A 15,703-nucleotide genomic window follows, 5' to 3' on the forward strand; every position below is an offset into this window, starting at 1 on the left:
GCAAATGTGACCATCAATTCCGATTCCGTGACGATTCAGAATGTTTGGCGCGGCGTTGCAGGCGGAGACGCAGGCGACGGCGGCCAGGCATACAGCACCGGCAAGAAATGGTTCGGCGGCAGCTCTTACAGCATCAACGGCGGTAACGGCGGCACAGGCGGAAGCCTCCTCCTTAAAATCACAGACAGCATCGTTACAATCAACGGTCTCGAAAGTGATGCAGCATTTGGTCTCGGCGGCGCTGCCGGTGAAGGCAAAAAAGCAGGAACCGCAGGAAAAGACGGCACAGCCGTTTCAACATTCATCGGTGAAAAGAACGATGTTGTGACACTCGGCGGCGGTTTTAAAGGAACCGTTACTATTGATGACGGCAGCTTGTACACTTTAAACCAAGGCACAGCCTCTTACATAAACAGCAAAACAGAAACGGTCTACCCGATGACTTTCAGAGTCATAGAATGTCCCGGAGTTGACCCTGTAACAAAACTATCCGGCGTCAGAATTGAATCCGGAGAATATGCAGCCTACTCGAGAACAAGCACACGATTGGACTCACCCGACCAAGCCACTTTCGGCTGGGCAACAGTTTGGCTGCCTGCAACAAGTGCCTTCCTTTTCACGTTAGATGATTATGAAGACACAGAAGCGATCGATATTTTGATCAACAGCGAGCAGGACGTTATGATGTGTCCGCTCGGAACAGTAACATTCTATGCCGACCCCGGCAATGTGACGGTTTCCGGTGAAGATGGTGATGTAGATTCCGACACATACGCAATGAAAGCTTCACACGGGAAAGTCTTTTCAGATCCGTTTGACGGCGAGAATGTTATTTTGAACCCGCCCGCAGGTTACACTTACAACGGCTGGTATGAGAAAGTCAACGGCGTGTTAAAGGAAACATCCTGGAACTTTGAAAGCGACTTGATGCCGCACGGCAACTTGGATTTGTATGCTGATAATTATGTAAGCTCTAAGTTCACCGTTACTTACCACCCAGGCACAGGAACAGGCACGGAAAAAGTATATGATGAAGACTTGGATGCAATCCACGCTGTTTTGACTCATGATCATGCTGACCTTGGATTCTCTAAGGATGGACACACATTCAGCCACTGGGAGGATGATTCAGAAAATCCTGTCACATATTCAGCTACCGAATCATTCCCGGTCACGAGAAACAGCGTTTTGACGGCGCAGTGGACTCCTATATCATATTATACTGTGACATACAAAGACAGTGAAGCATATGACGCTGCGACGTTTATTGATGACAACTTGGCATCAATTGGCGGCGTTCCTTACGACTATACTGTTCGCGGATGGGTCGGCGATGATCCTGAAAATCCGGATCCTGATGGCGTGCCTTTCACAAAGACAGGCTACACCTTGACGCACTGGTACAATGAAGCCAACCCTGCCGAGATTTATGAGTTCGGTGATGATGCTGCGCTTTTGAGCGATTTGACGCTCATTGCGGCCTGGCAGGCTTCTGACTGTTACTATGTCAACTACTACGGCGGCGAGTATGGTATTCCGATAACTCTGCCGTACACAGACGGCAATTTGGTATATGGTGAACTCTATGAAGTTTTGGATTTCAAAGATACCAATTTAACAAACAGCAGTGTAGGTCATGAGTTCGCTTACTGGCTCGATAATGATGTCCCTGACACGAAATGGTATCCGGGCGACACATTCACGGTTGAAGGTTACAAAAACTTGACAGCCGTTTGGGTTGCTAAGGAATATACTGTGACTTGGAACTATCTCAACACGGCTGACGCAGCGCAAACCGACGAAACCGAGACCTACAACTACGGCGCAACCCCGATTGCTCCGGTCAACGCAGTTTCCTTCGTCTTTGAAGGCAAAAACTATGAATTGACAGGATGGGAGCCGACCGTCGTTACCGTCACAGGCGACGCGGAATACACAGCTCAGTACGATATTACCGATGTCGACTACAACGTCGTTTGGAACTATCTCAACACGGCTGACGCAGCGCAAACCGCCGAAACCGAAACATACAACTACGGCGCAACTCCGATTGCTCCGGTCAACGCAGTTTCCTTCATCTTTGAAGGCAAAAACTATGAATTGACAGGATGGGAGCCGACCATCGTTACCGTAACGGGTGACGCGGAATACACAGCTCAGTACGATATTACCGATGTCGACTACAATGTCGTTTGGAACTATCTCAACACGGCTGACGCAGCGCAAACCGCCGAAACCGAAACCTACAACTACGGCGCAACCCCGATTGCTCCGGTCAACGCAGTTTCCTTCGTCTTTGAAGGCAAAAACTATGAATTGACGGGATGGGAGCCGACCATCGTTACCGTAACGGGTGACGCGGAATACACAGCTCAGTACGATATTACCGATGTCGACTACAATGTCGTTTGGAACTATCTCAACACGGCTGACGCAGCGCAAACCGCCGAAACCGAAACATACAACTACGGCGCAACCCCGATTGCTCCGGTCAACGCAGTTTCCTTCATTTTTGAAGGCAAAAACTATGAATTGACGGGATGGGAGCCGACCATCGTTACCGTAACGGGTGACGCGGAATACACAGCTCAGTACGATATTACCGATGTCGACTACAATGTCGTTTGGAACTATCTCAACACGGCTGACGCAGCGCAAACCGCCGAAACCGAAACCTACAACTACGGCGCAACTCCGATTGCTCCGGTCAACGCAGTTTCCTTCATCTTTGAAGGCAAAAACTATGAATTGACGGGATGGGAGCCGACCATCGTTACCGTAACAGGCGACGCGGAATACACAGCTCAGTACGATATTACCGATGTCGACTACAATGTCGTTTGGAACTATCTCAACACGGCTGACGCAGCGCAAACCGCCGAAACCGAAACCTACAACTACGGCGCAACCCCGATTGCTCCGGTCAACGCAGTTTCCTTCGTCTTTGAAGGCAAAAACTATGAATTGACAGGATGGGAGCCGACCATCGTTACCGTTACGGGTGACGCGGAATACACAGCTCAGTACGAGATTACCGATGTCGATTACAACGTCGTTTGGAACTATCTTAACACGGCTGACGCAACGCAAACCGCTGAAACCGAAACCTACAACTACGGCGCAACCCCGATTGCCCCGGTCAACGCAGTTTCCTTCGTCTTTGAAGGCAAAAACTATGAATTGACAGGATGGGAGCCGACCATCGTTACCGTAACGGGTGACGCGGAATACACAGCTCAGTACGATATTACCGATGTCGACTACAATGTCGTTTGGAACTATCTCAACACGGCTGACGCAGCGCAAACCGCCGAAACCGAAACATACAACTACGGCGCAACCCCGATTGCTCCGGTCAATGCAGTTTCCTTTGTCTTTGAAGGTAAAAACTATGAATTGACAGGATGGGAGCCGACCATCGTTACCGTTACGGGTGACGCGGAATACACAGCTCAATACGATATTACCGATGTCGACTACAATGTCGTTTGGAACTATCTCAACACGGCTGACGCAACGCAAACCGCTGAAACCGAAACCTACAACTACGGCGCAACCCCGATTGCTCCGGTCAATGCAGTTTCCTTCGTCTTTGAAGGCAAAAACTATGAATTGACAGGATGGGAGCCGGCCATCGTTACCGTAACAGGCGACGCGGAATACACAGCTCAGTACGATATTACCGATGTCGACTACAACGTCGTTTGGAACTATCTCAACACGGCTGACGCAACGCAAACCGCCGAAACCGAGACCTACAACTACGGCGCAACCCCGATTGCTCCGGTCAATGCAGTTTCTTTCGTCTTTGAAGGTAAAAACTATGAATTGACAGGATGGGAGCCGACCATCGTTACCGTCACGGGTGACGCGGAATACACAGCTCAGTACGATATTACCGATGTCGACTACAATGTCGTTTGGAACTATCTTAACACGGCTGACGCAGCGCAAACCGCCGAAACCGAAACCTACAACTACGGCGCAACCCCGATTGCTCCGATCAACGCAGTTTCCTTCATTTTTGAAGGCAAAAACTATGAATTGACAGGATGGGAGCCGACCATCGTTACCGTAACAGGCGACGCGGAATACACAGCTCAGTACGATATTACCGATGTCGACTACAATGTCGTTTGGAACTATCTCAACACGGCTGACGCAACGCAAACCGCTGAAACCGAAACCTACAACTACGGCGCAACCCCGATTGCTCCGGTCAACGCAGTTTCCTTCACCTTTGAAGGCAAAAACTATGAATTGACAGGATGGGAGCCGACCATCGTTACCGTAACAGGCGACGCGGAATACACAGCTCAGTACGATATTACCGATGTCGACTACAATGTCGTTTGGAACTATCTCAGCACGGCTGACGCAACACAAACCGACGAAACCGAAACCTACAACTACGGCGCAACCCCGATTGCTCCGGTCAATGCAGTTTCCTTCGTCTTTGAAGGCAAAAACTATGAATTGACAGGATGGGAGCCGGCCATCGTTACCGTTACGGGCGACGCGGAATACACAGCTCAGTACGATATTACCGATGTCGACTACAACGTCGTTTGGAACTATCTCAACACGGCTGACGCAGCGCAAACCGCCGAAACCGAAACCTACAACTACGGCGCAACCCCGATTGCTCCGGTCAACGCAGTTTCCTTCGTCTTTGAAGGCAAAAACTATGAATTGACAGGATGGGAGCCGACCATCGTTACCGTTACGGGTGACGCGGAATACACAGCTCAGTACGATATTACCGATGTCGACTACAACGTCGTTTGGAACTATCTCAACACGGCTGACGCAGCGCAAACCGCTGAAACCGAAACCTACAACTACGGCGCAACCCCGATTGCTCCGGTCAATGCAGTTTCCTTCACCTTTGAAGGCAAAAACTATGAATTGACAGGATGGGAGCCGACCATCGTTACCGTTACGGGTGACGCGGAATACACAGCTCAGTACGATATTACCGATGTCGACTACAACGTCGTTTGGAACTATCTCAACACGGCTGACGCAGCGCAAACCGCCGAAACCGAAACCTACAACTACGGCGCAACCCCGATTGCTCCGGTCAACGCAGTTTCCTTCGTCTTTGAAGGCAAAAACTATGAATTGACAGGATGGGAGCCGACCATCGTTACCGTTACGGGTGACGCGGAATACACAGCTCAGTACGAGATTACCGATGTCGACTACAATGTCGTTTGGAACTATCTCAACACAGCTGACGCAGCGCAAACCGCTGAAACCGAGACCTACAACTACGGCGCAACCCCGATTGCTCCGGTCAATGCAGTTTCCTTTGTCTTTGAAGGTAAAAACTATGAATTGACAGGATGGGAGCCGACCATCGTTACCGTTACGGGTGACGCGGAATACACAGCTCAATACGATATTACCGATGTCGACTACAATGTCGTTTGGAACTATCTCAACACGGCTGACGCAGCGCAAACCGCCGAAACCGAAACCTACAACTACGGCGCAACCCCGATTGCTCCGGTCAATGCAGTTTCCTTCGTCTTTGAAGGCAAAAACTATGAATTGACAGGATGGGAGCCGGCCATCGTTACCGTAACAGGCGACGCGGAATACACAGCTCAATACGATATTACCGATGTCGACTACAATGTCGTTTGGAACTATCTCAACACGGCTGACGCAGCGCAAACCGCCGAAACCGAGACCTACAACTACGGCGCAACCCCGATTGCTCCGGTCAACGCAGTTTCCTTCGTCTTTGAAGGCAAAAACTATGAATTGACAGGATGGGAGCCGGCCATCGTTACCGTTACGGGTGACGCGGAATACACAGCTCAGTACGATATTACCGATGTCGACTACAACGTCGTTTGGAACTATCTCAACACGGCTGACGCAGCGCAAACCGCTGAAACCGAAACATACAACTACGGCGCAACCCCGATTGCTCCTGCCGATGCAGTTTCCTTCGTCTTTGAAGGCAAAAACTATGAATTGACAGGATGGGAGCCGACCATCGTTACCGTAACGGGTGACGCGGAATACACAGCTCAGTACGATATTACCGCTCTTCTCACCGTCACCTACCGCTCCGGCGATGGCAACGGCAACGATGTCACATATTATGAGTCAGTCGACGCAACTCACGCCGTTTTGGCTCATGACGACGAAGCAATCGGATTCTCCAAAGACGGACATGAATTCCATTGCTGGAATATTGAAGGCATCGAACACCCGACAGGCACCTGTCAGCCCGAAGAAGAACTTCAGGTTGCTGACCACGTCACTTTGACTGCAATGTGGGTCGCTGATACATTTACAGTGACTTATACGGCAGGCGAAGGCGGTCTCGGCGGCCCGACTGTAATTCAGGAAACAAACGGTGCAGAGCACACTGTTCTTACTGCCGACGATGTTTCGATCTCAAAACCGGGTCATAAACTCATACATTGGGAAGTTGCTGCTGTCGAACGCAGTGTTGCAGTCGGTGATACATTCATCCCCGACGACACATTCACCGTCGAAAACGACGTTACTTTGACTGCCGTATGGGAAGCTGAAAAATATACAGTGACCTATAAAGCAGGAGACGGCGGCGTCGGCGGTCCGTATGTTGTCGATGGCTTCACTTACGGAGACGGACACAACATCATAACCAATGAAACTGCAGGCATTTCCAAGCCGGGATACAACTTCTCGTACTGGATGAATGAAGATACAAGTGACACGAAGAAATATCGTTCACCTGAACTCATCACCATCACAGAAAACTTGACCCTGGTCGCGTTCTGGGAGGCCGGAAACTGTTATACTGTCACCTATTACCCGGGAGACGGCACATACGAAGGCGGAAACAGCTTTACAGACCCAGGTTTGTACACAGATTCCGACTACACCATCAGAAATCCGAACTCCATACCGTTTGAAGCCCCTGAAAACCATGTCTTTGACTATTGGCTGAAGGTGGAGAACCCGCAACCCGCTGACCCGACGACATACCAACCCGGCGATGAAATTACCATCACCGATTACGTACATCTGAAAGCGGTCTGGAAACTCGCAAGCGATTCATTCACTGTGACCTACAAGAGCGGTGACAACGGAAACGGCGCAGACTTTATGGAAACCGTCTATTACGATGACGAAGCCTATACTGTGCTTGGCCCGTACAACGACTTGGTCAGGTTCACGCCGGCAGATGAAGGTTGCAGTTTCAACTACTGGCTCGCCTCTGACGGTGTTACAAAATACTATCCGGATCAAATCCTCACAATCGGCGAACAGCTCACCGGTGATGAGACTTTGACAGCATTTTGGTCAACCGACTGCGTTTCTGTGACTTACCTCTCGGGTGACCACGGAAAAGGATGGTATGCAGACAAGACACCTGTTGTCGGCGAACCTTACACCATTTTGACATTGGATTCAACAGGAATTATCCCCGACGGTGCAGAATATGTTTTCAGCGCATGGAGAGAATCCGGCACAGGAAACTACTACTACCCCGGAGATGAATTCACGTTTGAAGCCAGCAAGACTTTAACGGCGATTTGGTCTCCTGCAGAAGGATACACTGTTACATATCAGGCCGGAACCGGCGGTTCAGGCGACGATTATGCTGACAGCGGATTGTCTTTTGGAACCTACAGTGTTAAGTCAATCGATGATGTCAATATAGCTGCAATGGAAGGCTATGAATTCAGCCACTGGGCAGACTCAACCGGTCAGCTTGTCGGCTCTGAACTCTTCCTCACTGCGGATGTAATTTTAACAGCTCAATGGGTATCAGAAGACGAATCTTGCTACGTAATTGTTTACAATTCGGGCGAATTCGGCACAGGAGATCCGTTCCACGATGATATCGGCTATGGTGAGGAATACAATATCTTTACGATCGGCGAATCAGGATTTACAGCTGTTGACGGATATGTGTTCTCACACTGGATTTCAGAAAACAATGTCATCTATGACGGCGGCGAAACGATCACCGCAATTGAAGACGTTTTCCTGACAGCCGTTTGGGTACAGGAAATTGCCGGTTACACGGTGACATACCTCGATAACATTGAAGGCGCTGACGTTTACAGTGATTCTGCTGCAGGCACTTATGTGATTCAAACTCCTGAAGACATCGGTTTGACAAACGAGTTCTACTCGGTCAGTCACTGGATTGATGTCACAAACGGAATCGGATCATCATATGCCTCTGGAGAAACCATTACAGTTGAAAGCGATCTTGTTCTTGCACCGGTTTGGGTTTCCGTCTGCCACCGCGTTTACTACTTCAATGATGTAAGTGATGCGGATTTGATTGGAGATCTCAACGCAATTGAAAAATTGAGTGTTGCGACAAACAAGACATTCCAGCTGGAACACGACGCTGCCTACACGGTCTACACTCCGGAAGAAGCACTTGTTTCTAACGAAGGCTATGAATTCCTCTACTGGGTCGACCAGGACGAAAATATCATTTATCCGGAACAAACAATTACGATCGACAAAATCGAGACGTATTTGTATGCTGTCTGGGATGATGATTTCGGAAATGTTGAAGTCACTTTCAATGCCGGACTCGGTGAATTTGAAAGCGGACATCCAACATCAAGTGTCCTTGTTAATTCAGGAAGCTGGCTTGAAGAACCTGTTGCACCTGAGAACGGCGATTATGAATTGATTGCCTGGGTGACGGAAGACGACAGAATTTGGGAATTTGATAAATTTATTGTTCAAGAACCTGACTTCACGTTGGATGCTGTCTGGAAGGATGATGAAACAGAATGGCTGACAATTACATTCGATGCGGCAGGCGGCACTTTTGTGCTGGCTAACACAGGAAATGAATTGGACAGCTATTCAATCATGATTCCCATGGACAGTGTCATTTCAGAACCCGCTGAATTCTCGATTGAATCTTTCGGCTACAGAGCTCCGGAAGGCGCGACTTTGACCAATTGGGTTGACAGTGACGGAGTCTCTTGGGACTTCGGCGAACCGGCTGTCCAGTCCATGGATTTGAGCGCAGTCTGGGATTACGAAGAAGGCGATGAAATCGATGATAAACAGGGTGAAGACGAACAGGAAGAAGACGAAGATGAACAAGAAGAATCCGGAACCAAATCGAGGAGGATTTTTTCTTCATCATCAACAGCTTCATCAACAGCTTCATCAACAACTTCTGTTGTGACTCCTGAAGTTCCTGAATCAAACCTTGATGAAACAGAAGAAATCAATGACGGATTCAGTCAGGATCTGACTGCCTCTGATGATAAAGCCGAAAACAGTTTATTTGGCTTAATCCGGTCTGTCTGGTCTGTGATTTTGTCTTTGTTCGGGTAACTTGAACGATATTAAAAATATGAAAAATGGATTCAATTGAATTCATTTTTCTCTTCTTATTTTTTCATTCATTCTTTTCGTTTCATTATGACTCATTCTGTTTTTCTGTTCTTTTGAATGAATTTCTATTTTTACAATTATTTCATTTTTTGAAGCCGGCTCATCACATTGAATTTAAAAGAAAATGAGAGATTGATTTTGAAAAAGAATTGAAGAATGAGAGAGCTATTTTTAAAAAAATAATTGAAAAATGAGAGAGCGTTTTTTGAAAAAAATAATTGAAAAATGATGCGGCTCGCGCGCGGCGGCGGATTGTAGCGGCTGTAGGGCGGCGGTGCAAACCTGAAGGTAGCGGCGGCACGTTCGCGAATGCGAACGGATTACTTAAAAAAGAGCAGATACACACAGCAACGCAAACCTGATTGGCAGCAGTAAATGTAACGGCAAGTAGCAGCGGCAACATTAAAAGACAGTTGCAGACCGGCAGACTTAGAGGGAGCCGAAAAGCAAAATCATAAGTTCAGCGGTTTTTGGAATTTCATTTCATTTAGTTAAAATTCAATTGAAACATCGTTTTTATCAATCTAATACAAAAACGGAACGCCGTCTTTTTTTCAAAGGTTAAATATTTTTTAGGGTTTTATCGGGCGTTCAGGTTCACCGATTTCAAAAATGGGATGTTTAGGTTTCATCCAAAAATAAAACAAAAATGCCGGACAGGTTTGAAAAAATAAAACAAAAAATGATGCATTTCGCGCGCGCCGCCGCGCCGACCGAATCAAACCCTGACCGCGATTTTTGCGGGCGCTTCTTCCACGTGACTGTAAGTTGTGGTTCGCAGCTGCGGTTTTCTGCCGATTTGATTGAGACATTCTTCAATTTTCTTTTGCTCCATATTGGTGCCGTATTTGGCGCCGGCCGCTCTTGAGATGGTGTCTTCCATCAGCGTGCCGCCGAAGTCATTCGCGCCCGATCTGAGGCCGACTTGACAGAATTTGGCGCCGAGCTTAACCCAGGACACTTGAATATTCGGAAGCAATTCTTTGAAAAGAAGTCTCGGGACCGCATACATTCTCAAATCATCCAAGCCCGACGCGCCGGATTTGACGATTCCTTTTCTGTAAAGCGGCGTATTTTCATGCAAATACGTGAGCGGGATAAATTCCGTAAAACCGCCCGTTTCTTCTTGAATACGTTTGAGACGGAATAAATGTTCAACGCGGTCTTCGTTGTTTTCGATATGACCGTACATAATTGTAGAAGTGGTTCTGATTCCGGTTTTGTGAATGGTTTTGATCGTTCTTTCCCATTCGTCAACGGAAAGTTTTCCGGGGCACAAATTTTTTCGGACATCGTCGACCAAAATTTCGGCGGCCGTTCCGGGTGTTGTGTCGAGTCCGGCTTCTTTGAGCATTTCAACGGCAGTTTTTAAATCAAGGCCGGCGTTTTCTGCTGCCGAATGGATTTCCATCGGCGAAAAGCCGTGAATCGTAATGCCGCCGTAGGGTGCCGTTTCTTTTCGGATGTTTTTGACCATTTCGACTTGCAGATGCGTGTCGATTTCTTTTCGGATGCCGCCTTGGACGCAGACTTCCATTGCGCCTGCTTTTCTTGCCGCCAGCGCTTTTTTGCCGACCTGCTCAGGCGTCATGAAATACGCGTTTTCGTCTTTGGGTTTCGCTTTAAACGCGCAGAAGCCGCAGTTGAGATTGCAGACGTTTGTGAAATTGAGATTGGCGTTGATGATGTAAGTGACAACGTCGCCGCATATTTCTTCGCGAAGCTCGTCAGCTGCTTTGAGCGTGTCAAAAAACAGGTCATCATTTTCGAACAATTCCAAACATTCGGATTTGGATATGTCTCTGTTTTTCAGTTCAAATACATCCATTATAGACACCAAATTCGGTCTTTCGTTTAAACCTATTTAAACCTAATCAACGGCGAATGATTTTTCCGGCGAGTTTTTTTCGGTTTCAGATGAAAAAAGAACAAAAATGTAGAATTTTTTGAAATAAATGACAAATACAAACGAATTTGAGGGAATTTAAGAAGGATTTATAAATACGATTTTGAATTTTATTATATCATTGTTTGATTTCATTATATCATTAAATTATCATTGGAACAAGTAATACATAATTATCATTGGAACAAGTGCCTTACAATGAATCGAAATGTCATTTTGGATCCGATTCACGGATATATTGAATTTGATGAATTGAAAAGTTCTCTTTTTGACACGCCTCAAATGCAGCGCCTCAGACGCATCAAGCAGCTCGGCTTTTCGAATCTTGTTTATCCCGGCGCCAACCACACACGTTTTGAACACAGCATGGGAACGATGCATTTGGCTTCGCTTTTCACGAAAATTCAGCGCGAGAATGAAGTTTCGATTTCGGCCGTCACGGATTATGACGGTTTGGATGAGATTGTTGTTGCAGCGCTTCTTCATGATATCGGCCACGGCCCATTTTCGCACGCAACAGAAAAGCTGATTGAAAATTACACGCGCAAAAGCCATGATGATGTCCGCGGAATTCTTTCCGAAACGGAAGTCGGCGACGTCCTCAGGGACAACGGTTTCAAACCGTCTCGAATTGCCGAGCATATTGCAGGAAAAACGCCTGTCAGCCAGATTTTGAGCAGTGAAATCGATGTCGATAAAATGGATTATTTGGCGCGTGATATGCATTACACGGGCGTTACTTCCGGAAGCGTCGACTACATTCGTTTATTAAATCATTTGGAATATTTTGAAAGCAAACTTGTTTTGGACGCGGGCGCGATTCGTGCGGCTGAAGGTCTTTTGGTGTCGCGTTATTGGATGAACGTTTCTGTTTATTATCATCACGTCTCAAGAATTTCGGAAACAATGTGTTCGCGCGCTTGCGCTTATCTTTTGGAAAACAAAATCGTCCGCCCGCAGGAATTTGCGCGCTTGGATGACACGAGTCTGATGTCAATCATGAGAGCCGATGACGGTTTTGCCGGCGAAATTTCAACGCGCTTGGATAACAGAAATCTTTACAAGCGGGCGCTGTACACCGGAATTGATTCGATCGGCTTGAATAATATTTTTGAGCAGCGCAATCATGTCGCTCGAATTGAAAAAGAAATCGCGGAAAACGCGAATGTTGATCCCGAAAATGTGATCATTGACATTCCGTCAAAGCCGGCGATGGCCGAAATGAAGGCTTTGGTGATGGACGGCGGCATGAAAAAGCTGACGGACGCTTCTTTGTTCGTGAAAGATTTGGAAAGCGTTCAAGTCGCGAATTGGAAGATGGGCGTTTTCACGCCGAAAGAGCATTTAGAAGCGGTTTCGAAAGCAGCGAATAACTATTTTGAGATCGATTTGAAGCCGAAAATGAAACAGTCTTCGTTGACGGATCTTTTGGAGAATGAATAATCCGATTTCGATTATTCTATTTCTATTTTTGAAAAACGATTTTTAGAAAAATAAATTTTTGAAGATTTTAGAAAGACGGGGTACCGAAAGGTACCCCTCATAACGTAAACAGACTCCAACTGCAAACAAACATCGCCCTCCCACTGCAAACAAACACCACCCTCCAAGCGGAAACAAACACCACACTCCCACTGCAAACAAACACCGCCCTCCAAGCGGAAACAAACACTCCCTCCCGCTGCAAACCTGCAATCTCGACCGCGCGCGAACTGCATCATTTTTATTTTGATTTTCAAAAACCCGTTCTGCCATTTTTGTTTTATTTTTGGATGAAACCTAAACATCCGATTTTCGAAAGCGGGGAACCGGGACGCCCGATAAAATCCTAATCTTAAATTTTTAGACTTCAATAAAAAAGGCGTTTAAAAACTCTAAAATCACTGATTGTTAATTGCTTTTCGGCTCCGGCGAAATCTGTTTTTTGCTGCCAGCTTCAAGCTGAGCCAGCTCGTCTGCAACTGTCTTTAAATGTTGTCGCTGCCGGCAAACACAACTGCCGTCCCGCGCGAGCCGCTCCGCTTTTCAAAAAATTAAATGAAAAACGCCCCGCGATTTTTAATAAACAAAATAAAAATGAAAAAAGAAAACGGTCGAATCATTCATTTGAACGATCCCAATCCGTCAAAATCCAATGTCGAGAAATAATCATCAATCGTTTCCGCTCTTCTGATTTGTTTGACGCTACCGTCGGGTCTTAAAAGAAGTTCGGCGGATCTGAGTTTTCCGTTGTAATTGAATCCCATTGCAAAACCGTGAGCGCCCGTGTCGTGAATGACAAGCAAATCGCCGCGCTCGATTTCGGGAAGCATTCTGTCAACCGCGAATTTGTCATTGTTTTCACAAAGCGAGCCCGTGACATCGTATTTGAAATCGTGGGGCGCGTTTTCTTTGCCGAGAACCGTGATGTGATGGTAGGCGCCGTAAATGCCGGGGCGCATCAGATTTGCCATGCAGGCGTCCGTTCCGACATAATCTTTGTAAATGTGTTTCATGTGACGGACTTCCGTGATCAGGTAGCCGTACGGACCCGTGATTACGCGGCCGCATTCGAAATAAACATTCGGCTGAGCAATGTCCGCTTTTCCGATTGTCGCGTCGTACGCCATTTTCACACCGGCTGCAACGTCGTCGAAAAAGATACGCTCCTGCTCGGGACGGTAAGGAATACCGATGCCGCCGCCGAGGTTGACGAATTCAAAGTTGATGCCGACTTTTTGTGAAATTTCAACAATCACTTCAAACAAAATGCGGGCGGTTTCAACGAAATAATCGACATTGAGCTCGTTGGACGCGACCATCGTGTGAAGACCGAATCGCTTGACACCTTTTTGTTTAAGCATAACGTATCCGTCAAAAAGCTGTTCGCGCGTAAAACCGTATTTGGCTTCCTCCGGTTTCCCGATAAGTTCGTTTCCGCCTTTCAAAGGTCCGGGATTATATCTGAAACAAACGATGTCGGGAAGACCCGCGACTTTTTCCAAATATTCGATGTGAGAAATGTCATCCAAATTAATGATTGCGCCGAGCTCTCTTGCTTTTTTGAATTCCTCGGCGGGTGTATCGTTTGAGCTGAACATGATATTTTCGCCCGTGATGCCCGCTTTTTCGGCCAAAAGAAGTTCAGGCAAAGAACTGCAGTCGGCGCCGAATCCGTGTTCGGCAAGGATCTTTAAGATATAAGGATTCGGAAGCGCTTTGACCGCGAAAAATTCTTTGAATCCTTGGACGACGGAAAATGAATGCTTCATGTCCTCAGCGTTGTCGCGAATCGCTTTTTCATCATAAATGTGAAACGGCGTCGGATAAGTTTTGACAACTTCTTCAATTTGAGATTTTGTGAAAGGAAGTTCTTTTGAAACCATGAGTGTGCCTCTGATGTTTGTTTTAAATTGAAAAGAAGTAGGTTTGAATGATATATATTTTTATGGAGACAGGGGAACAAAATAAAAGGTTCAATTTGTTGTGTCATAAAAAAGCAATCGGAAGATGATTTAAAAACAAAAATAATATAAAAGGGGATGAGAAACGAGATGAAAAATGAGATGGAAAAAGAAAAAGAGAATAGAAAAGAGAATAGAAAAGAGAAGAATAGAAAAGAAAATTTAAAAAAAAGATTAATCAATAAACCCTTTTTCAAGCGCCGATTCCATATCAACAAATCGGCACATTCCGGTTTTTGCAGTCTTGAATCCGAATTTTTGATAAAATGCTTCTTTTCCCGGCGTTGCGTACAAAATGATGTTTTTATCTTCTTCGTCTTCCGTTAAAAGGCGAACGATCATTTTTCCGATTCCTTTCCCCTGCGAATCAATGTCTACTGCGACATCGTAAATAACGCTCTGATATGCGAAGTCGGACAAAAGGCGGCCGCAGCCGATTAGAATGTCGCCGTGATAAATGAAAATGACTTTGGCGCTGTTTTCAAATGCTTTTTGATGCAATTCCACATCGTAAGTTGTCATATCGGTTCGCTGAAGCAGGCTTTTGACATCCGCCCAGTTGATGCCGTCCGTGTTTTTTTGTATGGTTAAGTCCATGAACATAATTGTTCCCCCAAACCATTAAAGCGCTAATGGTTTATAAAATTTTTAATACGGCAATAGACGATTTTTAGAAAAAATGGAATCTGTTGACTCTGTCGAGAAGAATTAGAATTTAAAAAGAAATAAAGAAAGAATAATGAAAAGAAATGAAAGAAAAGAAAATACTAAGAAAAGAACAAATGAAAAGTATGGTGGGGCTGCTGAGATTTGAACTCAGGTCGCAAGACCCCCAGCCTTGCAGGATGGACCAAGCTACCCTACAGCCCCATTTTGAGGTCATTTTAATTAGAAAAGCAAGTGTAAAAACCGTTTTAATTATATAAAGGTTTCAATCGGAATGTTGAAAATAGGATTGGAAAGT

The 15,703-nt window shown here is 46.4% G+C and carries 7 protein-coding genes and 1 tRNA gene; 2 read left to right on the top strand and 6 right to left on the bottom strand.

Features of this window, described 5'->3' with window-relative positions; all coding sequences use genetic code 11:
* Positions 1 to 6: 6 nt before the first annotated feature.
* The gene (locus tag MmiHf6_RS05900) at positions 7 to 9,330 is read left to right on the top strand and encodes an InlB B-repeat-containing protein (RefSeq protein ID WP_316556876.1); all 9,324 of its coding nucleotides are present in this window, start codon (positions 7 to 9) and stop codon (positions 9,328 to 9,330) included.
* A gap of 163 nt (positions 9,331 to 9,493) precedes the next feature.
* On the opposite strand, the gene MmiHf6_RS05905 is transcribed toward MmiHf6_RS05900, so the two are convergent.
* Positions 9,494 to 9,793, bottom strand: coding sequence for a hypothetical protein (locus MmiHf6_RS05905; protein ID WP_316556877.1), 300 nt, complete (start codon positions 9,791 to 9,793; stop codon positions 9,494 to 9,496).
* A gap of 315 nt (positions 9,794 to 10,108) precedes the next feature.
* On the bottom strand, positions 10,109 to 11,218 hold the full coding sequence (gene cofH, locus MmiHf6_RS05910) for a 5-amino-6-(D-ribitylamino)uracil--L-tyrosine 4-hydroxyphenyl transferase CofH (RefSeq protein ID WP_316556878.1): 1,110 nt from the start codon (positions 11,216 to 11,218) through the stop codon (positions 10,109 to 10,111).
* Positions 11,219 to 11,494: 276 nt separating this feature from the next.
* Here cofH and MmiHf6_RS05915 point away from each other — a divergent pair, with 276 nt between their 5' ends.
* Positions 11,495 to 12,739, top strand: coding sequence for an HD domain-containing protein (locus MmiHf6_RS05915; protein WP_316556879.1), 1,245 nt, complete (start codon positions 11,495 to 11,497; stop codon positions 12,737 to 12,739).
* Between the two features lie 97 nt (positions 12,740 to 12,836).
* On the opposite strand, the gene MmiHf6_RS05920 is transcribed toward MmiHf6_RS05915, so the two are convergent.
* The 4 genes from MmiHf6_RS05920 to MmiHf6_RS05935 all read right to left on the bottom strand — a co-directional run bounded on the left by MmiHf6_RS05920 (position 12,837) and on the right by MmiHf6_RS05935 (position 15,609).
* On the bottom strand, positions 12,837 to 12,983 hold the full coding sequence (locus tag MmiHf6_RS05920; RefSeq protein ID WP_316556880.1) for a hypothetical protein: 147 nt from the start codon (positions 12,981 to 12,983) through the stop codon (positions 12,837 to 12,839).
* 415 nt (positions 12,984 to 13,398) lie between these two features.
* On the bottom strand, positions 13,399 to 14,661 hold the full coding sequence (gene lysA / locus MmiHf6_RS05925; protein ID WP_316556881.1) for a diaminopimelate decarboxylase: 1,263 nt from the start codon (positions 14,659 to 14,661) through the stop codon (positions 13,399 to 13,401).
* 252 nt (positions 14,662 to 14,913) lie between these two features.
* Positions 14,914 to 15,342, bottom strand: coding sequence for a GNAT family N-acetyltransferase (locus tag MmiHf6_RS05930; protein ID WP_316556882.1), 429 nt, complete (start codon positions 15,340 to 15,342; stop codon positions 14,914 to 14,916).
* A gap of 189 nt (positions 15,343 to 15,531) precedes the next feature.
* Positions 15,532 to 15,609, bottom strand: a tRNA-Pro gene (locus MmiHf6_RS05935).
* Positions 15,610 to 15,703: the final 94 nt, after the last annotated feature.

The organism is Methanimicrococcus hongohii, from assembly GCF_032594095.1.
GTDB classification, from domain to species: domain Archaea; phylum Halobacteriota; class Methanosarcinia; order Methanosarcinales; family Methanosarcinaceae; genus Methanimicrococcus; species Methanimicrococcus hongohii.

What these genes read in the sequence shown, in the direction of transcription:
- MmiHf6_RS05905 (WP_316556877.1), bottom strand. Translation starts at nt 9,793, where the DNA reads ATGTTGCCGCTGCTACTTGCCGTTACATTTACTGCTGCCAATCAGGTT.
- cofH (WP_316556878.1), bottom strand. Translation starts at nt 11,218, where the DNA reads ATGGATGTATTTGAACTGAAAAACAGAGACATATCCAAATCCGAATGT.
- MmiHf6_RS05915 (WP_316556879.1), top strand. Translation starts at nt 11,495, where the DNA reads ATGAATCGAAATGTCATTTTGGATCCGATTCACGGATATATTGAATTT.
- lysA (WP_316556881.1), bottom strand. Translation starts at nt 14,661, where the DNA reads ATGGTTTCAAAAGAACTTCCTTTCACAAAATCTCAAATTGAAGAAGTT.
- MmiHf6_RS05930 (WP_316556882.1), bottom strand. Translation starts at nt 15,342, where the DNA reads ATGTTCATGGACTTAACCATACAAAAAAACACGGACGGCATCAACTGG.